This is a genomic window from Halorientalis brevis, from assembly GCF_023077655.1.
In genome coordinates this window covers 657,948-677,290 of record NZ_JALLGV010000004.1, presented here as the reverse complement: position 1 = coordinate 677,290, position 19,343 = coordinate 657,948, and the positions used below count along the sequence as shown (strand labels likewise).

Genomic DNA, 19,343 nt, shown 5'->3' with positions numbered 1-19,343 from the left:
ATGTCACGCTCGCTGCTCACGATACTGCTCGCGCTCGCCTGTCTCGCTACCGTCACCGGCGTCGCCGCCGCGGCCCCGGTGACCGGCACCGTCTCCGTCGACAACGGGACCGCCGAGGGCGACCAGGTCACGGTCACGCCGCTGAACGGGAACTTCGAGCGGGCCGGTCAACCGGTCACGACCGCCGTCGAGAACGGCTCGTATCGGGCGGCCGACGTGACCGACGCGCCGCTGTACGCCGTGGAGCTAGACCACAACGGCCTGCGCCACTACGCGGTCGTCCAGGAGCCGACCGCCGACTTCGAGCTGTCGGCCGGGCTGTCGGCTCGGCTGGCTCGCCCAGACGGCACGCCCGTTGCGAACGCGACCGTGACCGTCACCTCGCCGAACGGGCCGTCCGTGGCACAGCTGCAGACCGGACCGGACGGTGCGCTCGCGCTCGATCAGTTGCAACCCAACCGGACGTACCGCCTCAACGCTCGGCTGGACGGTGCTCCGTATCGCTACGTGCTCCGGACCGGCGAGAACGCCACTGACGCACGGCTCACGGTTCGCCCGCCGACCGCGGACGAAGCGGTTCTGACGGCGACTGGCGGGAACCCGGCCAGCCACATCGTCCAGCCGATCCAGAACGGCTCGACCACGCGCGTCGTCGAGACCATCCGCCTGCAGAACGCTGGAAACCAGCCGTTCCGCGGCCCGATACACGTCGGCCTTCCGGACTCGGCGACCGTCCAATCGGTGTCGATCGAGGGGCAGCGACTCCAGTACCGGCGCACGGCGGACGGGCTGGCGGTGAACGCGTCGCTGTCGTCGGGATCGACGATCCGCACTTCCGTCCAGTACACGCTCGCCGACGGCACCGTCTCGAAGTCGGTGCGACACGAGACGGACTCGCTCGCGGTCGTCCTGCAGGGACTCGATCCCGCCGCCGTCAATCACTCGTCGAACCTGCGCCTCCGCAACGCCAGCGGGATGCCTGTCCCGATGTTGACCAGCGCGGACGCGCTGGCTCCTGGTGACGGTATCTCGGTGACTTTGCCGGGCGCAGGCGGCACAGACCAGTCGAGCGGCTCGATGCCGCAGTTCCCGGCCGGCCCGCTCGTGGCCGGCCTGCTCGCCGTCGTCGTCGTCGGCATCGCGGCGTACCGAACCGTCTAGTCAGCGACGACGGCCTCGAAGACGACCATTCCTGCGAGGAGGATGATGCCGGTGTAGGCCACCAGGAGCCGCAGCCACGCGGACGGGTCGCCGCCGACGCTCAGCAGGCGGGTGAGTTCGACGCCGGCCAGCAGGACGGGGATGACCAGCGGCACCAGCAAGATGGGGACGAGCGACGTCCGGAGGTTCGACTGCGCGGCGAGCAAGGAGAGCACGACGCCGACGGCCGAAAAGCCCAGCGACGCGATCAGGATGGTTCCCGCGAGCGCCGCCAGCATCGTCGCCGGCGGCCGGTAGTTGAGAAAGACGGTGATCGCCACGAGCGTCACCAGCGAGACGCTCGCGACGAAGATCGTGTTGCTCGCGACCTTGCCGAAGTAGATGGCTGTGCGGTCGACCGGTGCGAGCAACAGCCCGTCGATGGCGCTGTCGCGGTTCTCGGCCGTGATCGCCTGCGTGACCGAGATGGTGCCCGCGAAGACGAACGCGATCCAGAGCGCGCCCCGGCCCAGCACGGTGAGATCGGAGACGGACTTGGCGAACCCGAAGGCGAAGGCGACGACGACGAGCAGGGAGAACACGAGCGACGTGGCGAACACGCGCTTCGAGCGGAGTTCCACGAGCAGGTCTTTGCGGACGATGGTCCACATCGCTCGCAGGTACGTCTGGGCGCTCATGTTCCCTCCAGTCCGACGGCCTCGCGGTAAGCCCGCTCGAAAGCGCCGTGGTCGGCGTACTCGTCGGCCCGCGCGTCGAGTTGCACCTGGCCGCGGTCGAGGACGACGGCCCGGTCGCAATGTTCGAACCCCCGGTCGAAGTCGTGGGTCGCCATGACGACCAGCCGGTCGCTGACGTCCGTGAGCACGTCCGACAGCGTCGCGGCCGCGCGCTGATCGAGGCCGGCGTACGGTTCGTCGAGCAAGAGCACGTCCGGATCGTGAAGCAGCGCGCGGGCGAACGACAGCCGTTTGCGCATGCCGTGGGAGAACGCGTTCGGCCGCTCGCTGGCCCGGTGGGCGAGCCCCACGCGATCCAGGAGCGTTTCGCAGCGGTCGGCGTCGACGCCGTGCAGGCGGGCGTGCAGCCGGAGGTTCTCGCGAGCGGTCAGGTCGTCGTACAGCATCGTGTCGTGGGTGACGACGCCGAGCCGCCCGCGGACGGCGTCTGACGCCTCGCCGAGGGGCTCGCCGTCGAGCAGTACCGTCCCCTCCGTCGGCGTCGCGAGCGTCGACAGCAGGCGAATGAGCGTCGACTTGCCGGCCCCGTTCGGTCCGAACAGGCCGAGGAACTCGCCGTCACTCACTTCGAGGTCGACCGCGCGGAGCGCGTCGAACTGGCCGAACCGCTTGGAGAGCCCGTCGACGGCGAGCCGCGTCACGCCGGACCACCACGGTTGCCACTCGAACGGCCCTCGTCAGCGGCTCGAAACCCCGGGACGGTCACGTGTCGTCGGGGCGCTCGGACCCCTCGTGTGCCCTGACCGAGAGCTGGCGGGCGTCGAGTCGGCCGTCCTCGTAGACGCCCTTCGCGACGACGATGCGGCCGTTCGCCATCGTCTCGGGCATCGTCTTCTCGTAGACGACCGGGACGGACGCGTTCCCGTCGGTCACCCTGAACGTGATGCGGTCACCGGCGGTGCTGAGATTCGCCACGCGGCCTTCGAGGTTGACGCGGTCGCTGGCGTGGGAGCCCTCGTCGAGTTCCGTCGGCGAAACGAACTGCGTCGTCGCGGTTGACGTCGTCGTGAGCAGTCCGAACAAGAGTGCGATGCCCACGCCTGCGACGACGAGTTTGAACTTTCGCTGCACGTTATGTCGTCCCTGTTGGCGAACGTGTTTCAATCTTCCGTGCTCGTCCGGAGCCGTGTACACGATTGGCAGAACTGTCCTTGTGTGGGACGACGCCCGCTATCGGTCCGGAACCGTTCGGTTACCTCGCGGTAATGGCGGCGCAGCCAACGAAAACCACTATCACTGGGCCGGTCTATCGAAGGGACATGACGAAGCGCCACGTCTCGCTGCCGCCCCTGGCTGAGGAGGGGCTCCGGGCGTTCCTCACGGAGGTCGACGAGCGACTCTCCAGCGATGAGAGCACCTGCGACGTCGTGGAGGACGTGCTCGTCGATCTGCACGGCGATCGAGAGGCGTACGAGCGCTGGCAGGACGGCGGCGACGTCTCGCCTGCCGAGCGCGTTCGCCTCCAGGGGTACGACCCCTGCAACGCGACGCTCGAAAGCGAGTACTACGCCGAGGTCGAAGCGATGGAGGACGAGTTCCGGCAATCGAAGTACCTCCAGTGGCTCTGGCGGCAGTTCGACGCCACGCCGATGGCCGACAACATCGCCTTCGCGCTGCGCTTCCGCCAGATGCTCGCCAAACACCTCTTCGCCGAGGCCGGCGACGACCTCCGCCTGTTCAAGGGCATCACCTTCACCTACGGCCACAACATCGAACTCGGGGACAACGTCGTCGTCCACGACGACGTGCACCTCGACGACCGCGGGAAACTCACCGTCGGCGACCGCGTCTCGATCTCCGACAACGCGCACGTCTACAGCCACGACCACGACGTCAACGACCAGACCCACATCGACAACTACCACACCATCATCGAGGACGACGTCCGGGTCACCTACGACTCGATGGTCCGCGCCGGCGTCAAACTCGGCGAGAACTCCATTCTCGCGGCCAAATCCATCGCCGGGAGCGACGTCCCCGCCCACCACATCGCCGCCGGTCAGCCCGCGAAATCCGTCGCCGTCAAAGAGGGCTGGGAGAGCGTCGCCGAACCGATCGAAGACGCCAACGAGGACAACCGCGAGGCGCGGCGCGTCGAGTACGAAGTGCCCGAGAATCTCGACACCTTCGACGAATTCAAGCGCGACCTCCAGCCGCCGGACGCCTGAGGACGCAGGTCCGATCTGTCGCCTTCTCTTCTCCCGAACCTCGAACTCCGGTTCTCTGCTTGCTCAGTACAGAGTACCTTTTTTGCACTCGGGTGTCCTCACGCTGACGCGCTGCGGGCACCACTCGTGCAAAAAATCTACGCTAAAAAAGCCGGACGGCTCGCTCCTTGCGGTCGCTCGCGTCCGGTAAACCGCTCACTTCGTTCGCGGATGCTGGCAGTCTTCACTGCTCAGTGGGCACACACAGTGAGCACGCTAGCATCTGGCGCGCCGGTTCGCCTGAAGACACTCCGCGTTTTCCGAGCCCTCGTTCGTTTCCGTTGGTCACTCATGATGACACCGGACGCGAGCGAACGAAGTGAGCGAGTCGTCCGGCAGTGTTAGTCCAGGTTTTGCAGACGGGGGTGCCCGCAGGCCGGAGGCCGAGGACACCCCCGTGCTGTAAAAAGTGGGGGGACAGACCCAAGTACTGTGACAACGTATACCACGCCATGGAGGTCTGGACCTGGATCGTGGCGTACATCGTGGGGTTCAGTCTCCTTCAGTTGCTGGTGTACCGGTATTTCCGGGACAGCGAGCCATCGGTCGAGCAGCCCTCGCCTGGAACCGGCGAGCGGTACGCGGCAGGGGACCGACTGAAGCGGGATCAGACCGGCGGGAGGGCCACGGAGGACGGTCTGTACTGCCAACACTGCGGTGCGTTCAACGAGCAGGCGGCCACGTATCGATACTGCAAACAGTGCGTTTCGCCGCTGCGGTAGCGAGTCGCTTTTCCCTGCACTCGTCGGAGTGCGGGTATGCAGAGCGTCGCGATCAACGTCGCCGCCAACACCAACGAGCCCGGCGTCCGCGGGCCGCTCTTTTCCGACGGCTCCTTCGAGTACGTCCCCATTCCCGAGTCGAAACCGACCAGCGACGCGGTCCCGACCTACGCCGATCTCGACCTCGAAACGTCGCTGCCGGACGGATACCGGGACGCGCCGGTGCACCTCGATCCGGAGTTCGCCGAGTATCCACGCTGTGAACGCTACACCTACGGCGACGAACACGGGATCAAAGCCAGTCCGCTCTCGAAGCTCTCGGCGGGCGACTACCTGTTGTTCTACGCGACGCTCGCGACCGGTGCGGACCGCCCTGACTGGGCACCGCCGGAGTGGGGCGCCTTCCTCATCGGGCAGTTCCGCCTGGCTCGCGACGCCATCACCGGCGAGGAGTATCGCGAGCTGGCGGCGGCCGAGCGGGCTCCCTACGCGAACAACGCTCACGTCAAGCGCAGCGAGTTCGACGCGCGCGTCCTCGTGACGGGCGACCCCGACGGGTCCGGGCTCTACGACACGGCGATTCCGCTGAGCACGCGGACGGCCGGGAGCGACGCGAACCAGTTGGTCACCGAGCTGTCGAGCGACTCCGGGAAGGGACCGTGGTGGCGGCGGCCCATGAAATTCGACGCCGAGGCGACCGAGCACCTCCACTCAATCCGAGCGACTCACTCTTTCGACGCGTGTTTCGCTGACTGACGGAACCCCCGGATCGAAGCGACCCCGCCGCCGTCTGTCGGTTGCGTTCTCAAACGTGAGAACAAGAAGCAAACAACTATGGTCGGACGCGGGTATGTTGAGCGCATGAGAGTTTCGACCGGCGTCCCGGGCTTCGACGAACTCGTCGAGGGCGGTCTCCCGGCGCAACGGCTGTACGTGGTGAGTGGCCCGCCGGGGAGCGGGAAAACCACGTTCTCTTCGCAGTTCATCACGGACGGGGCGCGGAACGGCCAGAACTGCCTGTACGTGACGATGCACGAGTCGAAAGAGGAACTCATCCACGACATGGGAAACTTCGACTTCGGCTTCGAGAAGGTGATGCGGTCGGATCGGGTGCAGTTTCTCAATCTCGTCACCGAGGCCGGCAAGCGGACCATCACGCAGTTCGGGACCGAAGGGGGCCTGACCAATCGGCTGGCGGCGTTCATCGAGTCCAACGGGATCGATCGGGCGGTCATCGACTCGACGATGCTCCTCCAGCACTTCTTCTCGGACATGTCCGACGAGATCACCGGCTTTCTCTCGGCGCTGAAACAGACGGATACGACCATCCTCCTCATCTCGGAGATGACCGACCCGACCTCCTACGCCGACGAGCACTACCTGGCGCACGGCGTCATCTTCTTCCACAACTACATGGAGTCGGGCGGCATGACGCGAGGCGTACAGACGATCAAGATGCGCGGGACGGCCATCGACTGTGACATCTACAAGATCGACTTCTCGGATAACGGTCTCCGCGTGTACCCTGACGAGAAGGTCAAACGATGAGCCTCTACGAGGAACAGTTCGACCCCGATTGGGACTCGCTCGACCGCGACGAGGCCATGGTCCGCGCGTTCGCGCTCGGCGTCGCCGCTTCGATGGGCGAACCCAACGAGGAGGAGTTCGAGGCGGTCCAGGCGGAGATGGGAACGAACTACGACGCCAGCATCGTCGAACTCGCCTACAGGGAAGGAAAAGGCAAGACGGCGAAACGAATGCAGGAGACCGACGCACGCGGGATGACACTCTGGCGACGACTCCTCACCGACGAGTTCGACGCCGAGTTGATCGGTCTCGACGAGGAGTGGGACGTCGACACCGTACAGCTCCTCAAAGACGCCGCCGACCGCGCGACGGATTTCCCCTCCGCCGTCGCCGACCGGACCGAAGCGATCGACCGCCCCGATCCGGACCCGGAACAGACTGATTTTCCCGACTTCCTCGAATAACCGCTCGCCTGCTACTGGCCGTCAATTCAGACTTTCGGGAGCGACAGCTTCACGACGCTCCCCGTCCGGTGTTCGTCGGCCTGCGGCTGACTGCCTGCAGCGCTTCGCGGCGCTCCGTCTTCCATCCAGGACTCGCCGCCGTACTGCCGGACGATCGACGCGGTCAGGAACAGACCGAGTCCCTCGCCGTCGCTGTTCATTCCGCGTTCGCTCGCCTCGAACACCTCGGTTTTGCGGTCGTCGGCCACGCCGGGACCGTTGTCCGCGACGGCCACCACCACCTCGTCGTCACGCTCGGTGAGCGACACTTCGACGTGTGGCTCGGCGGCCGTGTTGTGTTCGACGCCGTTGTTGAGGACGTTCGCCAGCGCCCGCCCGAGCAGGTCGTTGGCTTCCACGGCGATGCCCTCCGGGTCCGTCCCGTTCACCTCGAACGTCGCCTCCGGGTAGTTCCGCCGCGCTCGCTCCAGTTCCGCGTCGAGGACCGACGCCAGGTCGACCGGGAGCAGTTCCGGATCCTCGGTGAGCGTCCGGGTAATCGTCCGGATCTCTTCGATGGTGTCTGCCATCTCGCTGGCCTGGTCGATCACCGTCTCGACGTACTCCTCGCCGTCCTCGTCGACGTGGGTTTCGAGGACCTGTGTCTGCCCGCGGATGACCGTTAGTCCGTTCAGCAGGTGGTGGCGCAGGATTCGGTTCAACACCTCGTTTGTCTCCTGCTGGCGTTCGAGGAACTCCTGTTCGAGCTTCGCCTCCGTCGCCTTCTGGGCGTTCTGCTGGGACCGCACCTGTGCCGTCCCGACCAACAGCCCGAAGAAGCCGCCCGCGACGACTTGCGTCAGAATCTCGACGCTCATCGGCACCCGTGACTGACCGAGTATCTCCAGCAGCACCGTCCAGCCGCCGAGTCCGAGCATCGTGTAAATCCCCAGCGCGTACCAGACCGCGACCGTCCGTCGCTGTCCCGTCGCGAGGTCCGACTGGTGGAGCTGCAGCCCCTGCCACACGATGAGCATCACGAACAGCGCCGGCAACAGCAGGTCCACCACGAAAAAGAACGGCTCTGCGACGTGTAACCGTGCGAACCCCGTAATGAGCCCGAGCAACATCAGGCTCACCATCGGGACGATCCACTCGAACAGCGTCTCGTCCACCCCCTCCTCGACGAACTCCTCCCAGTCCATCGCCTGTGCGTAACTTCCGCTACCGTGTAATATAATCATCGAATCATCATGATCCTCAGCAAACACAACTGTGCTCGGCCCCGTTTCAGTCCGGTAGGTTCTGCGACGAAACCGATCGTCGTCTCTGTAGATGGGTCCAGTTTGATAACATGTGGTTTTGTTTATTTCACATATTAGATTATGAAAACAGCGGCAAACGCTTACAAGGACGCATTCGAGACGTACCGGTCAGACGGAAGTCTCGGACCTGTGGGGGGTGCAGTCGACGACCGTCGACGCACAACACGGGGCGCTTCCGGGGGGTACAATGAACCGTTCCAGCACGCAGTCCGGAGTAGGGGAATCGCCGGTCGTTTCGACCGAATCAGTTCGATCACTGGCAGTGACAGCGCTCGTTCTCGCGCTGCTCGTCACCGGCTTGCTCGTCGGGAACGCGACCGCCGTGACGGCTGCGAACACCACCGACGAGACGACCAGAACGATGGTCCCACCGGCGACCGCAGCCAGCGCCGCAGACGCACCGCCGGCATCGACGTCCGCGTCTCAGCAGGGACTCCCCGCTGTGACGGGACCGGCCGCAGCCGCCGGCGTCGTTGCCGGCGTCACCATCGCGACCGGTCTGTTCGTTCGCCGGCAGGGGTGACCGGAACACAGTCCGTGGCGGCGACTCGGTGAGCGACAGCGGTACTCGTCACTCGCGGGCCGTTCCTTGCAGGATGCGCCGGCCGGGAATTGAACCCGGGCTATGAGCTTGGGAAGCTCATGTCCTACCACTAGACCACCGGCGCTTCGTTCGCTTTGCTCACTCGCGCCGAGCATCGACGGACTTCGTCCGTCTCAACACCGGCGCGCTCACTTCGTTCGCGCCCCGAGCCCTGCGTCGCCGCGCTCCGCAGGACACCGGCGCTCATTCCATCCGTATCCGACCGCGGCACTTGAACGTAGCGCTTCCGGCCACGCGATCGCCGGCGAGCGCTGTCTGGAAAGCCCGCCGAAACGCGCGCTCGCTTTCGGTAACCTACCCACTAGCGTCGAGATAGCGACCGATACTCCGGGACGGGGACGAACTCGGTGGACATACGGACCGGTCGCTGTCGCACTCGTTTCTCCTGGCCCCTGTCGGATGCGGGGCACGTTGCTACGATTTTTCGGAAATCCAGTCTTTCCAGTGACCGTTCACTGGGCGCCGTCTGGCGGTCTGGAATACCTCACTCATAACGAAGGTGCTGTCGGCCAATGTGTGCGGTGCATGTCTGGCAGCGAAAACAGAGGATTGACTGCAGTACAACTGGTGGCGCTCACGCTGGCAACGGTCGCGATCGGCAGCATCGCGATCGCTGGTGGCGCAGTGGCGGCCACACAGGAACAGACCCCGAACCAATCGCAGGCGCAGAACCAGTCACAGGGACAGGCACAGGTCCGGCTCGTTCACGCGTCCCCCGACGCGCCGCCGGTCGACATCTACGTCGACGGTGAACCGGCCGTCGAAGACCTCGCGTTCGGGAACGCGACGGACTACGTCGAGCTCCAGCCCGGGATGCACAACGTCACGATCACGGAAGCTGGCAACGCCACCAACGTGGTGTTCCAGCAGGACATCCCGGTCAAACCAGGACAGTACACCATCGCTGCCGCGGGTGAAGTCACCCCCGGCGCGGAACGCGCCTTCACGCCGGTTCTGCTCGCCGACGACGCGCAACCGGGTGAGGACGAAGCGATGGTCCGCCTCGCACACCTCTCTCCCGACGCGCCGACAGTCGACGTGACCGTCGCGGAGAGCGGTGACGTGCTGTTCGACAACGTGAGCTTCGGCAACGCGACCGACTACGAGACCGTCCCGCCGGGCGATTACACCCTCGAAGTCCGTCCGGCGACGGCGAACAACGACGGCGAGGTCGTGACGACCGTCGACGTCTCCGTCGAGGGCGGACAGGCCTACACCGGCATCGCGACCGGCTACCTCAACCCCGACGAGGCCGCCGGCAACGAGACGTTCCGGGTCCTCGTCCTGGAAGACGAGACCGCCGATCAGCCCGGACAGGGCCAGGGCCAAGGCCCGCCGATGTGAAAGCAGCGTCCTGCAGTCGCGAGGGCAACCGCCGATAGCGCATCTCCGAACGGCCGCCATTTTTTCCAGTAAGTGGACGCTCTTCCGATTCTTGCGACGATTGTGCGATAATGTTGGCGTAATTCCCCGGATGGAAAGCGTATAGTCCCTCCCGGACGTAGCCGTCGGCATGTCTGAATCGAGTTCGGTCGAGCGCGCTGGCGAGCCACTCGATCTCTCGTTGTCGGCGGCTGAACTGGAACGCCATCGCGAACACATCGTCGCGTTCATCCGGAACCAACTCGACGCCGCGGGCGTCGAGGAAGCCGTTCTCGGGCTCTCGGGGGGCATCGACAGCACGACCACTGCGTACCTGGCCGTCGAGGCGCTCGGAGCCGACAGCGTTCACGGACTCGTACTCCCGAGCGAAGTCAACCGCGACCGGAACATGAGCGACGCCGAACGCGTCGCCGAGACGCTGGGCATCTCCTACGACGTCATCGAGATCGAACCCATCGTCGACGCAATGCTGACGGCCGTCCCGAGCGTCAACGCGGACGCGGACACGAGCAGTGATCCCCTCAAGACCGCCGTCGGGAACCTTCGCGTGCGGACGCGGGCAGTCCTCAACTACTTCGCGGCGAACCGTCGGCAGGCCCTGGTCCTGGGGACGGGGAACCGCAGCGAGGCGCTCGTGGGCTACTTCACGAAGTACGGCGACGGCGCGGTGGACTGTCACCCCATCGCCAACCTGTACAAACAGCAGGTCCGCCAGCTAGCGAAACACCTCGGCGTCGAGGACGACCTCGCCGAGAAGACCGCCAGCGCCGAGATGTGGTCGGGGCAGACCGACGCGGAGGAACTCGGCGTCGACTACGACACGCTCGATTCGATCCTCGCACTCCACGTCGACGGACCGCTCTCGACGTCCGCGACCGTCCGGACGCTCGACGTCGACGAAGACCTGATCGAGCACGTCCGCGAACTGTACGAACGCAGCGCGCACAAACGGCAGGTCCCCCCAGGCCCCGAGCCGCTGTACTGAGCTACGCCGATTCGTTCATTTCGACGAGGATGCGGACGAAGTCGCCGCCCTCGCCGCTGTCCGGGCCGACGCCTTCGAGTTCGTACGTCGCCGGATTGACGGACTCGTTGTTCACCTGGACCGTGACGTTCGTCCCGGGATCGCTGTCGCGGTAGGTCGTTCCGTCGTAGGTCACCGTGCTCCTGGTGACGTCGATGCCCAGCGTCGCCATCGCGTACTCGAGGGTGACGCCCTTCGCGTGGACGTGCCATGCCGACCCGTCGCCGGCCTCGAAGTGGAATCCCGGGTACTGCTGTGGCTTCTGGAACTTGGGCTGGCTGAAATCGAGCGTCTGTCCGTCGATGGTGACGTTGATGTGGCCGTGTTCGTGGACGTCGCCCACGTTCGTCGGAGTCTGTGCGACGTCACCCATCGGTGTGGTCGCGGCACTGCTGCCGCCCCAGACGAAAAACGTCACGTAGACGATGACGCCGACGGTGAACAGGAGCAACCCGCCGAGGACGACCGGCCCGGTCGGGAACTCGCCGCCGTCGTCACCCACGTGCTGTTCGACGCGTCGCCTGTCGATTCTGCTGAGTTCCCCCTCGTCGTGCGCCGCGTGCAGGTGCTCCAGGTAGGCGTCCTCGTCGGCGAACGACTCCGCACAGTAGTTACAATCCGGCATGTGCTCTCCCTTGTCGTCTCAATTGCTTGGCGAGTCTACGATTCAATCCTTTCGGTTCACGTGATATTCCCTCGCTGCGGGATTCATCGGTCATCAGCGGTCGAAATCCGCCCGCTCGATGAGCGTCGCGAACGTTTCGGCCTCGCGGGCCTCCTGAGTCTCCTGCGCCGCGGTATCCCGCATCCGGTCTTTCAGCAGTGAGAGTGCGGCGTGGTCGTTGTCGGTCAGCGACTCGGCGACGGCTTTCGGGTCGTCGACGACGCGCGAGACGAGTCCCATGCGCAGCGCCTCCTGGGCGTCGACGACGCGTCCGGACAGCGCGATGTCCATCGCCTCGCCCTCGCCGACGACGCGGGGCAATCGAACCGTGCCGCCCCAGGCGCCGAACAGTCCGAGCGTCACGCCGGTCTCCGCGAACGTCGCGCGTTCGGTCGCCACGCGCAGGTCACAGGCCAGTGCCAGTTCGACGCCGCCGCCTCGCGCCGGGCCGTCGACGCCAGCGACGACGACGCTGTCGCTGGTTTCGATGGCCCGCGCGACCGCCTGCCCGTGCTCGGCGAAGGCTGGTGCCGCCTCCCCGTCGAGGTCCGCGACCACGTCCAGATCGGCACCGGCACAGAAGGCGTCGCCGGCACCCCGGAGGTAGATCACGGGGGCGTCGGTCTCGGTTACGGCCGTTTGCAGTGCGTCCAGTCCGTCGGGGGTCAGCGCGTTCCGCCGGTCGGGGCGGTCGAGCGTAATCACCCGAAGGGACTCCTCGTCAGTCGTGGCAAGCATTGGACACTCCTGGTCGGTCGTTTCCAAAGGTCTTTGCCTTTCCCGCCGCTAGGTCGCGGTAATGGAGGAAGCCGCTGCGGTCCGGCGAGCGGCGCTGGAAGCAGTCGATGACGTCGACCCCGCCCGGCTCTTCGAGCGCATCGAGCAGCGCGTCGAGGCCGGCTCGATGGCCCCCGGGGCGCTCACGCTTCTCAGCGCAGCGGCCGTCGACGATGCGATCGGCTCCGAGGGCATCGACGACCGCGCTGCCGGCGTACAGCTCATCTACGAAGGCCTGCGCCTGACCCGTGCACTGGCCCACGAGAGCCCCTGGGACACCGGCGAGTCGACCGGCGCCTGGCAGGCCGTCCCGGTCACCGCCGACCGACCCGATTCGGACGGCAAGTCGCGACGCGCCGCCGCCGCCGACGTGGACGTTCTCGTCGCCGACATCCTCGTGGCTCGGGGGTTCTACCTGCTGGCCCGGACGGAAGCCGCCGACGCCGCCGTCTCGGTCGTCCGATCGTTCGGCCGCGACCAGACCGTCCGCCGCGAGACCGCCGACCCGACGCTGGACCACAACCTCGAAACCGACGTGCTCGAACTGGCCGTCGTCGCCGGCACGACCGCCGCCGGCGGCAGCGCACCGGTCCACCTCCGGGAGTTCGTCACCGACCTCGCGGACGCCGGGACCGGGCTGCCACCGGCCGATGCCGTGCTCACCGAGGCCGTCCGCGACCGGCTCGACGGCCTCGTCGGAACCGACGCCTCGCCGACCGGTGAAGCGCGGACCTCGGCCGACCACTAAATCGAAACGCCTAAAGACAATCTCCTGTTACCGTGTATTGCGGACACAACGACGGTATGCCTGGGTAGCTTAGCGGTAAAGCGCGTCCTTGGTAAGGACGAGACCCCGGATTCAAATTCCGGCCTAGGCTCTTCTCGCGAACGATATGGAACGGAGTTGTATCTCCGTCCCCCAGGGTGAGCGTGTGTGCCGAGCGGAATTTGAATTCCTGGAAGACGAGCATAGCGAGTCTTCCTCCGGTTCAAATTCCGGCCTAGGCTCTTTTCACGAACCAACGACGCGGAGTTTCATCTCCGTCCGTCAGAGTACACGTGCGGCGCGGGAGCTACCTGCTCTCAACCGACGCCCGCGATCGCTAACGCTGTAATAACTATCCTGAAAATACTTGCCGTCGATTTATTAGTTCGGCATACATTGACATGATTGGTAATGATTCACGGGAAAGGGCCGCTGCTCAGTATCGACGTCGGGGATCGAACGACGACGGAAGAAGACATCGACGACGTCCTCCAGTCGTTCATCGGGGGTCGAGGGGTCGGGACGAAACTCGCGCACGACCGGATTCCGTTCGACGCTGACCCGCTCGGGCCGGACAACCGGCTCGTCTTCGCGACGGGACCGCTCCAGACGGCGACGATGAGTTTCACCGGGCGGATGAACTGTACGGGACTGTCGCCGCTGACCGACGGCTTGCTCTCTTCGAACGCGGGCGGGTACATGTCCCGGCCGTTCGTCGAGACGGGCTACGGCGCCGTCGAGATCACGGGGGCGAGCGACGACCTCGTCGGGGTCCACGTCTGGGACGATTGCGTTACGTTCGAAGACGTATCGAACCTCGACGGAGCGACGATCGACGAGGTCGTCGAGTACGTCGACGCAGAACACGACCTCGGGATGGAGCACACCGCCATCGTCGGGCCGGCCGGCGAGAACGAGGTGCGCTACGCGGCGATCATCACCTCCGAGTCGCGCGCGTTCGGCCGCGGGGGCCTCGGCGCCGTCCTCGGCGCGAAAGGCGTGAAGTTCGTCACATTCGACGGGGACTCCCGACCGGAGTACGACCTCGACGAGGAGATCACGCGCGCGGTCCACCAGGAAGCGGCGACCTCCGATAGCCCGATGAAAGACGCCGGCACGGTGTCGGTCTCGTCGTACGCCAACGCCGTCGAGGCGATCCCGACGAAGTACTTCGCGGAGCAGTCCTTCGACCGGATGGAGTCGATCGGCTCGTCGGCGGTCATCGACCACAAGTACGAGAACGGCACCTGCTCGTCGTGTGCGTTCGCCTGCAAACTCCCGACGAAAGACGAGGAGACCGGGTTCACGACGGAAGGCCCCGAGTACGAGACGGTGATGGCGTTCGGGTCGAACGCGCTGGTCGACGACTTCGTCTCGATCATGACGGCGAACGACAAGTGCGACCAGCTCGGGCTAGACACCATCTCGTGTGGGGACACCATCGCCGCCTATCTCGCCGCAAACGACGAGTTTGGCAACGACGACCTGCTGCTCGAACTCGTCGAAAAGATCGCCTACCGCGAGGACGAGGGCGACCTGCTCGCTGAGGGAATCGACCGCATCCACGACGACCTGGGCGTGGAGAACTGGACGATGAAAGGCATGGAGTTCTCGGCGCACGACGGGCGCACGCTGAACGGCCAGGCGCTGTCGTTTGCGACCTCGAACCGCGGTGCGGACCACATGTACGCCGAGATGTACAACCTCGAGTATCCCCTGGTCGCGCCCAACGAGGCGCTCCCGAAGGAGGGCGTCGACGGCAAATCGGCGACGCTCATCGAACACGAGAACCTCAACGCGGTCAAAGACAGCGGCGTCCTCTGTAAGTTCTCCTTCTCGAACATGACCGAGGAGCGTACGGAAGCGCTGTTCCAGGCCGAGTACGACCGGCTCATGGACGTGGGCAGCCGCATCGTCGAGCTCGAACGGCACTTCAACAACCAGCGCGGGAGAGACCGCGCCGACGACGAGTCGCTCCCCTACGAGATCGAGGGGTTGGCGGCGGAGCTGTCGAACTACTACGAACAGCGCGGCTGGAACGCCGACGGCACCGTTCCCGACGAGAAGATCGCTGGTTCGTCTGCCGCCGGCGACTGAGCCCCTCGCTCTGTTACAGGAAGCTTATACGGAGTGTTCTCCTACGGCCGGCCACATGACCGCAGAGACGCCGTTCTCACGTCGCCGACTGCTCCAGTCGGGTGCCGCGCTCGGCACCCTCGCGCTCGCCGGCTGTTCCGGTGGCGGTTCGTCCACGCCGACGAACCGGCCGTTCAGCCAGGAGGATCGAGGGGGAGACGCACCGGCACCCACCGAGACCGAGACGCCCGTCGAGTACACGACGGTCGACGAGGCCGAACCGACGGCGACGGTGGGCGAGATCGTCGCCGACGAGAAACTCGCCCTCGTCGTCAGGGGGTTCGAGCGGCAATCGGCCCAGGGGCTGGATCAAGAGTTGCTCATGCTCGACCTCGGCATCAAGAACCGAACCGTCGGCGAGTACATCTCCTTCAGCAACATGCGGATGCACCTCGAGGACGAGCAGGGGGAGACGTATCGCCACTGGCGGTTCGGCACTGACGTCGGCGCCGAGGTCAGTTACGAACAGCTCGCGCCCGGCGAAGTCGTCTGGAGTTCGGTTCCGTTCCAGGCGCCGGCCGACCCGAGCAGTGCCAGCGCCGTGTTCACGTTCGAGACGCCCTCGGTTTCGTTCGATCGAGTGACGGTCGACCTCGGGGAGTCGGTCGAACTCGCCACGCGGTTCGAGCAGACGCTCGACGTGGTGACCTACGACGTGGGCGAGACGGTCACCCAGGAGGGCCTGTCCGTGACGCTCGAGGACTTCCGCATCGTCCAGTCGATCGACGGCGCGGGCGCCGCCGGCGACGGACGGGTGTACGTGATCCCGAAACTGAGCATCGAAAACGGGGCCGACGCCCCGAAACTCGTCCGCCAGATCAGCCACACGAGCCTCAAAGACGACCGTGGGCAAGCCTTCCGGATCGACGCTGCGGCACGCGAAGCGCTCCCGAACGCGCTCAAGCGGCGGAAGCAGATCGCGCCGGGGAACACGCGCACCCGCGAAATCCCCTACGTCGTTCCGGAAGCCGTCCAGTCGCTCTACTTCGTCTTCGACTTCTCGATCGACCTCGGCGGGTTCCGACGGTTCTGGGAGCTCTAGTCGCCGTTCCCGGCCGTGTCTCGGTTTTCGGCCGCTGTCTCCACGCCGTCGCCGTCGAGCCACGGCGTGTTCTCGCTGTCACCGCCCGTCTTGTAGACGCCGCGAGCCGTCGCGACGTGGTGGTCCTCGACGTCCCAGACGTCGATGCTGGCGACGGCGACGCTCCCGCCCATGCGCAGCACTTCGGCTTCGGCGACGAGGTCGTCGGTGGCCGGCGCGAGGTAGTCCATCCGCATGTCGATCGTCGGCGAGACGTCCTCTGAGAGGGAGATGACCGCGGCGCCCCCGACCGTGTCGGCCAGCGAGTAGGTCACGCCGCCGTGGGCGACGTCGCCACCGGGGACCGACGACAACTCTTCGCGCATCGTGACACGTCCCGCCGCGTACCCGTCGGCAGCTTCGGTCAGTTCGATGCCGAGCAGGTCCGTGAAGGGCATATACGAGAACATCTCAGTAACGTCCATGCAGCAACATGTGACCACCGGGAAATAAGGGTTCAGAACACATACGGTGTCACACCACACGTCGTGGCGGGCCGCGCTGCCGGGCCTGGGGGAAAAGGGACCGACTGTCGTTTCGCCACGATACGCAGAGAGCATGACATCATCGAACGCGTCTCGTACCCGACAGTCAGCACGAGGTATCGCCACGCAGCCAGCACAGCAGCGACCGACCGGAGTGGGGACACGCACATGACGATGCGCTATTTCACCTTCTCGCTCATCCCGCTGGAAGAGCGAGATTTCCACCCGATCATCGCGGCACTCAAAGAGCACCCCGACCTTTCGCCGGAGCAGCTGAAGTACATCAGTCTCCGCGAAGACAAGACCGGGATCGTCCTCGTCGGCCTCCGCGGCGACGAGTCCGCAGCCGAATCGGTGTTCGACGAGCATCCCAGCGCGCTCGACTGGGAGCTGATCCCCGGCGACTCGGGCTTTTACGCCTACGTCCACTTCGACGACAGCGACCCCGCCGTCGGGCTCCTGGAACTGCTCGACGAGTACCGTCTCGTACTCGACCTGCCCTTGCAGTTCACCAGCGAGGGGTGGCTCCGCGTCACCGTCATCGGGAGCGACGACAACATCCAGGAAGCGCTCGCCAACGTCCCGGACTCGATCAAGGCCGAAGCGACCGAGATGGGCACGTTCCAGCCGGACGACAGCCGCGCCATCGCCACCCTCACAGAGCGCCAGCGCGAGGTGTTAGAGGCCGCCGTCGAACTCGGTTACTACGAGGTGCCCCGCCAGGCCACCTACGAGGAGATCGCCGACGCGTGCGACTGCACCGTCGGCACCGTCGGCGAACACCTCAACCGCATCGAGGCCCGCATCATCGCCGCGACCGTCACCTGACCGCCGCCAGCAGGTCCTCGAACAGCCGCCGTTCGCGGTCGGCCAACTCCTGAACCGCGTCGGCCGCCTCGGCCAGATACGGAGCCATCGCGTCGGCGTCGTCGCACTCGCTGGCCGTTTTGAGCGTCTCGCCGACCGCCGTCCAGTCGGCGGCGACGTCGGCCATCTCGTCGGCCGCGGCCATCGGAACCGCCGGGACGGCTTCGGCCGCGGCGTCGAGGAACTCGGCGTACATCCGCCGGAAACAGCCGCCACCGGTGCCTCGGCGTTCGACGTTCTGGTAGGCGAACCTGACTGTCCACTGCGGGTCGTCGAAGGCCGTCCACTCGGTGAGTTCGTCGGCGAACGCGCGAATCCCCGCCAGCCCGTGCGTGCCGGGGCCGAGTTCGCGGTCGACCGCCGACGGCGAGAGCATGTATCTGGCCGTCCGGGCGATAGCCGTCGGCGCCGCCTCGGCGAACGTCCTGTTCGGCTTCGGCTCCGTGACGACCAGCGAGCGGGTGGTGTCCGGCAGCATGTACTCGGAGGTCATCGCCGCGCGGAGGCGTGCCAGCGGTAACTCCTGTGGCGTCTCGAACTCGCTGTCGGCGAGCAGCACCGTCTCTTCGGTCTCGTCGTAGCCGATCACCAGCAGCGAGTGGGGAGCGAAGTGGGTGTCCGTCTGATAGTAGTCCAGATAGTAGATGTCGGTGAACACCAGGACCGGGTCGTCCTCGTCGATCCGCGTCCGGAGCGACGCCAGGAAGTCGGCCCAGTCCTGTCCGCTCCGGTGGTCGTGTCCGATGGCGAGTTGCTCGAAGAAGGCGCGTTCGAGCCAGAGCGGGCGACCGAAGAAGGCGCGATGCGGACTCTCCGGCAGCTCGAAGAAGGTGAAGCCGAGGCCGGACGCGAGGCCGAAACAGGTCAGTTCGTCGTATCCCCATCCGTAGTAGTCGGCGAGGTTCCGGAGGGAGGTCGACCCACAGTGGTTGCCCGGCCGGTGCTCGAATCCGTCGACGCGGTGCATACTGGTGGTGGAATGCGGGTCACTATAACCGTGCTGCCGCCTGACAGTCGCCGCTCGCGGTCGTTGAACGTGTGGAAGGGGGAGAGATGGGCATCGCCGGGGACCCGAGCGCCGCGATGGGTCATGAGCGACGACGAGGGTATCCTGGCAGCGCGGCGGAGCGCTGCGGACGTGACGGGTGGTCGTGGACGACGCTCGGATGACGCGTCGGTGATGCTAGTTCGGGGAGTAGGTGAAGCGTCGGTGCGCGAGCGAACACTGCTCGTGTATCCACCTCCAGTGCTATCCACCCGCGCCAGTGCCGTAGTTATGTATCGATTGGGCGTCCCCTCGCGCCGACCCCGCGACCGTAAGACCTGCTTATCGGGCCGAGCGCGGCATACGCAGTTCCTAGCGTAGGGCCCCGGTCACTGGGAGTGCTTCGTTCGGCGCTCTTCGTCGGTGCCGGCGCGTCAGGAGAAAGAGTG

Annotated in this window: 21 protein-coding genes and 2 tRNA genes; 14 read left to right on the top strand and 9 right to left on the bottom strand. The window is 65.8% G+C overall.

Annotated features, from left to right (window positions below):
• Positions 1–1,161, top strand: coding sequence for a hypothetical protein (locus tag MU553_RS11650; RefSeq protein WP_247376659.1), 1,161 nt, complete (start codon positions 1–3; stop codon positions 1,159–1,161).
• Here MU553_RS11650 and MU553_RS11645 read toward each other — a convergent pair.
• From MU553_RS11645 to MU553_RS11635, 3 genes are all read right to left on the bottom strand, one after another.
• Entirely contained in the window at positions 1,158–1,838 is a 681-nt protein-coding gene (locus MU553_RS11645) for a heme exporter protein CcmB (RefSeq protein ID WP_247376661.1), read from the bottom strand. The genes MU553_RS11650 and MU553_RS11645 overlap by 4 nt on opposite strands.
• The gene (locus MU553_RS11640) at positions 1,835–2,539 is read right to left on the bottom strand and encodes an ABC transporter ATP-binding protein (RefSeq protein WP_247376663.1); all 705 of its coding nucleotides are present in this window, start codon (positions 2,537–2,539) and stop codon (positions 1,835–1,837) included. Before MU553_RS11640 ends, MU553_RS11645 begins: the two co-directional genes overlap by 4 nt.
• Before the next feature lie 61 nt (positions 2,540–2,600).
• Positions 2,601–2,969 carry a cytochrome c maturation protein CcmE domain-containing protein gene (locus MU553_RS11635; RefSeq protein WP_247376665.1) on the bottom strand — a complete coding sequence of 123 codons (369 nt, stop codon included), beginning with the start codon at positions 2,967–2,969 and terminating at the stop codon, positions 2,601–2,603.
• A 188-nt stretch (positions 2,970–3,157) separates the two neighbouring features.
• Between MU553_RS11635 and MU553_RS11630 the strand changes: the two genes are divergently transcribed.
• The 5 genes from MU553_RS11630 (at position 3,158) to MU553_RS11610 (ending at position 6,818) form a co-directional block, all read left to right on the top strand.
• The gene (locus MU553_RS11630) at positions 3,158–4,066 is read left to right on the top strand and encodes an acyltransferase (RefSeq protein ID WP_247376667.1); all 909 of its coding nucleotides are present in this window, start codon (positions 3,158–3,160) and stop codon (positions 4,064–4,066) included.
• 491 nt (positions 4,067–4,557) lie between these two features.
• On the top strand, positions 4,558–4,827 hold the full coding sequence (locus MU553_RS11625; protein ID WP_247376668.1) for a DUF7577 domain-containing protein: 270 nt from the start codon (positions 4,558–4,560) through the stop codon (positions 4,825–4,827).
• 36 nt (positions 4,828–4,863) lie between these two features.
• The gene (locus MU553_RS11620; protein WP_247376670.1) at positions 4,864–5,583 is read left to right on the top strand and encodes an Nmad3 family putative nucleotide modification protein; all 720 of its coding nucleotides are present in this window, start codon (positions 4,864–4,866) and stop codon (positions 5,581–5,583) included.
• Positions 5,584–5,688: 105 nt separating this feature from the next.
• A complete protein-coding gene (locus MU553_RS11615) occupies positions 5,689–6,375 on the top strand; it encodes an RAD55 family ATPase (RefSeq protein ID WP_247376672.1) in 687 nt (228 codons plus the stop codon).
• Positions 6,372–6,818 carry a DUF8057 family protein gene (locus MU553_RS11610; protein WP_247376674.1) on the top strand — a complete coding sequence of 149 codons (447 nt, stop codon included), beginning with the start codon at positions 6,372–6,374 and terminating at the stop codon, positions 6,816–6,818. Before MU553_RS11615 ends, MU553_RS11610 begins: the two co-directional genes overlap by 4 nt.
• 26 nt (positions 6,819–6,844) lie before the next feature.
• Here MU553_RS11610 and MU553_RS11605 read toward each other — a convergent pair whose 3' ends face one another.
• The gene (locus tag MU553_RS11605; protein ID WP_247376677.1) at positions 6,845–8,041 is read right to left on the bottom strand and encodes a sensor histidine kinase; all 1,197 of its coding nucleotides are present in this window, start codon (positions 8,039–8,041) and stop codon (positions 6,845–6,847) included.
• Between the two features lie 343 nt (positions 8,042–8,384).
• On the opposite strand from MU553_RS11605, the gene MU553_RS11600 reads away from it, so the two are divergent.
• A complete protein-coding gene (locus MU553_RS11600) occupies positions 8,385–8,645 on the top strand; it encodes a hypothetical protein (RefSeq protein WP_247376679.1) in 261 nt (86 codons plus the stop codon).
• A 74-nt stretch (positions 8,646–8,719) separates the two neighbouring features.
• Here MU553_RS11600 and MU553_RS11595 read toward each other — a convergent pair.
• Positions 8,720–8,790 (bottom strand) — tRNA-Gly (locus MU553_RS11595).
• On the opposite strand from MU553_RS11595, the gene MU553_RS23950 reads away from it, so the two are divergent.
• Complete coding sequence (locus tag MU553_RS23950; RefSeq protein WP_465262011.1) at positions 8,748–10,070, top strand: DUF4397 domain-containing protein; 1,323 nt, start codon at positions 8,748–8,750, stop codon at positions 10,068–10,070. The two genes, MU553_RS11595 and MU553_RS23950, sit on opposite strands and share 43 nt — an antisense overlap.
• Positions 10,071–10,239: 169 nt before the next feature.
• Positions 10,240–11,094, top strand: a complete 855-nt coding sequence (locus tag MU553_RS11585; RefSeq protein ID WP_247376683.1) for an NAD+ synthase — start codon at positions 10,240–10,242, stop codon at positions 11,092–11,094.
• A gap of 1 nt (position 11,095) precedes the next feature.
• Here MU553_RS11585 and MU553_RS11580 read toward each other — a convergent pair whose 3' ends face one another.
• Together MU553_RS11580 and MU553_RS11575 are read right to left on the bottom strand one after the other, a co-directional pair.
• Complete coding sequence (locus MU553_RS11580; RefSeq protein WP_247376686.1) at positions 11,096–11,758, bottom strand: hypothetical protein; 663 nt, start codon at positions 11,756–11,758, stop codon at positions 11,096–11,098.
• Between the two features lie 93 nt (positions 11,759–11,851).
• Positions 11,852–12,535 carry an enoyl-CoA hydratase/isomerase family protein gene (locus MU553_RS11575; RefSeq protein WP_247376688.1) on the bottom strand — a complete coding sequence of 228 codons (684 nt, stop codon included), beginning with the start codon at positions 12,533–12,535 and terminating at the stop codon, positions 11,852–11,854.
• Between the two features lie 61 nt (positions 12,536–12,596).
• Here MU553_RS11575 and MU553_RS11570 point away from each other — a divergent pair, with 61 nt between their 5' ends.
• From MU553_RS11570 to MU553_RS11555, 4 genes are all read left to right on the top strand, one after another.
• Positions 12,597–13,322, top strand: coding sequence for a DUF7114 family protein (locus tag MU553_RS11570; protein ID WP_247376689.1), 726 nt, complete (start codon positions 12,597–12,599; stop codon positions 13,320–13,322).
• Between the two features lie 58 nt (positions 13,323–13,380).
• Positions 13,381–13,452 (top strand) — tRNA-Thr (locus MU553_RS11565).
• 299 nt (positions 13,453–13,751) lie between these two features.
• Positions 13,752–15,437 carry an aldehyde ferredoxin oxidoreductase C-terminal domain-containing protein gene (locus tag MU553_RS11560; protein ID WP_247376691.1) on the top strand — a complete coding sequence of 562 codons (1,686 nt, stop codon included), beginning with the start codon at positions 13,752–13,754 and terminating at the stop codon, positions 15,435–15,437.
• Between the two features lie 55 nt (positions 15,438–15,492).
• Complete coding sequence (locus MU553_RS11555; protein ID WP_247376693.1) at positions 15,493–16,518, top strand: DUF4352 domain-containing protein; 1,026 nt, start codon at positions 15,493–15,495, stop codon at positions 16,516–16,518.
• Here MU553_RS11555 and MU553_RS11550 read toward each other — a convergent pair.
• On the bottom strand, positions 16,515–16,982 hold the full coding sequence (locus tag MU553_RS11550; protein ID WP_247376694.1) for a PaaI family thioesterase: 468 nt from the start codon (positions 16,980–16,982) through the stop codon (positions 16,515–16,517). The two genes, MU553_RS11555 and MU553_RS11550, sit on opposite strands and share 4 nt — an antisense overlap.
• A 228-nt stretch (positions 16,983–17,210) precedes the next feature.
• Between MU553_RS11550 and MU553_RS11545 the strand changes: the two genes are divergently transcribed.
• Complete coding sequence (locus MU553_RS11545) at positions 17,211–17,870, top strand: helix-turn-helix domain-containing protein (protein ID WP_247376696.1); 660 nt, start codon at positions 17,211–17,213, stop codon at positions 17,868–17,870.
• Here the strand turns inward: MU553_RS11545 and MU553_RS11540 are convergent.
• A complete protein-coding gene (locus MU553_RS11540) occupies positions 17,863–18,876 on the bottom strand; it encodes a BtrH N-terminal domain-containing protein (RefSeq protein ID WP_247376698.1) in 1,014 nt (337 codons plus the stop codon). The two genes, MU553_RS11545 and MU553_RS11540, sit on opposite strands and share 8 nt — an antisense overlap.
• Between the last annotated feature and the right edge of the window lie 467 nt (positions 18,877–19,343).

Coding starts and splice junctions, on each gene's coding strand:
- MU553_RS11650 (WP_247376659.1), top strand. CDS start 1: ATGTCACGCTCGCTGCTCACGATACTGCTCGCGCTCGCCTGTCTCGCT.
- MU553_RS11645 (WP_247376661.1), bottom strand. CDS start 1,838: ATGAGCGCCCAGACGTACCTGCGAGCGATGTGGACCATCGTCCGCAAA.
- MU553_RS11630 (WP_247376667.1), top strand. CDS start 3,158: ATGACGAAGCGCCACGTCTCGCTGCCGCCCCTGGCTGAGGAGGGGCTC.
- MU553_RS11625 (WP_247376668.1), top strand. CDS start 4,558: ATGGAGGTCTGGACCTGGATCGTGGCGTACATCGTGGGGTTCAGTCTC.
- MU553_RS11620 (WP_247376670.1), top strand. CDS start 4,864: ATGCAGAGCGTCGCGATCAACGTCGCCGCCAACACCAACGAGCCCGGC.
- MU553_RS11615 (WP_247376672.1), top strand. CDS start 5,689: ATGAGAGTTTCGACCGGCGTCCCGGGCTTCGACGAACTCGTCGAGGGC.
- MU553_RS11610 (WP_247376674.1), top strand. CDS start 6,372: ATGAGCCTCTACGAGGAACAGTTCGACCCCGATTGGGACTCGCTCGAC.
- MU553_RS11605 (WP_247376677.1), bottom strand. CDS start 8,041: ATGATTATATTACACGGTAGCGGAAGTTACGCACAGGCGATGGACTGG.
- MU553_RS23950 (WP_465262011.1), top strand. CDS start 8,748: ATGAGCTTGGGAAGCTCATGTCCTACCACTAGACCACCGGCGCTTCGT.
- MU553_RS11585 (WP_247376683.1), top strand. CDS start 10,240: ATGTCTGAATCGAGTTCGGTCGAGCGCGCTGGCGAGCCACTCGATCTC.
- MU553_RS11580 (WP_247376686.1), bottom strand. CDS start 11,758: ATGCCGGATTGTAACTACTGTGCGGAGTCGTTCGCCGACGAGGACGCC.
- MU553_RS11575 (WP_247376688.1), bottom strand. CDS start 12,535: ATGCTTGCCACGACTGACGAGGAGTCCCTTCGGGTGATTACGCTCGAC.
- MU553_RS11570 (WP_247376689.1), top strand. CDS start 12,597: ATGGAGGAAGCCGCTGCGGTCCGGCGAGCGGCGCTGGAAGCAGTCGAT.
- MU553_RS11560 (WP_247376691.1), top strand. CDS start 13,752: ATGATTCACGGGAAAGGGCCGCTGCTCAGTATCGACGTCGGGGATCGA.
- MU553_RS11555 (WP_247376693.1), top strand. CDS start 15,493: ATGACCGCAGAGACGCCGTTCTCACGTCGCCGACTGCTCCAGTCGGGT.
- MU553_RS11550 (WP_247376694.1), bottom strand. CDS start 16,982: ATGGACGTTACTGAGATGTTCTCGTATATGCCCTTCACGGACCTGCTC.
- MU553_RS11545 (WP_247376696.1), top strand. CDS start 17,211: ATGACGATGCGCTATTTCACCTTCTCGCTCATCCCGCTGGAAGAGCGA.
- MU553_RS11540 (WP_247376698.1), bottom strand. CDS start 18,876: ATGCACCGCGTCGACGGATTCGAGCACCGGCCGGGCAACCACTGTGGG.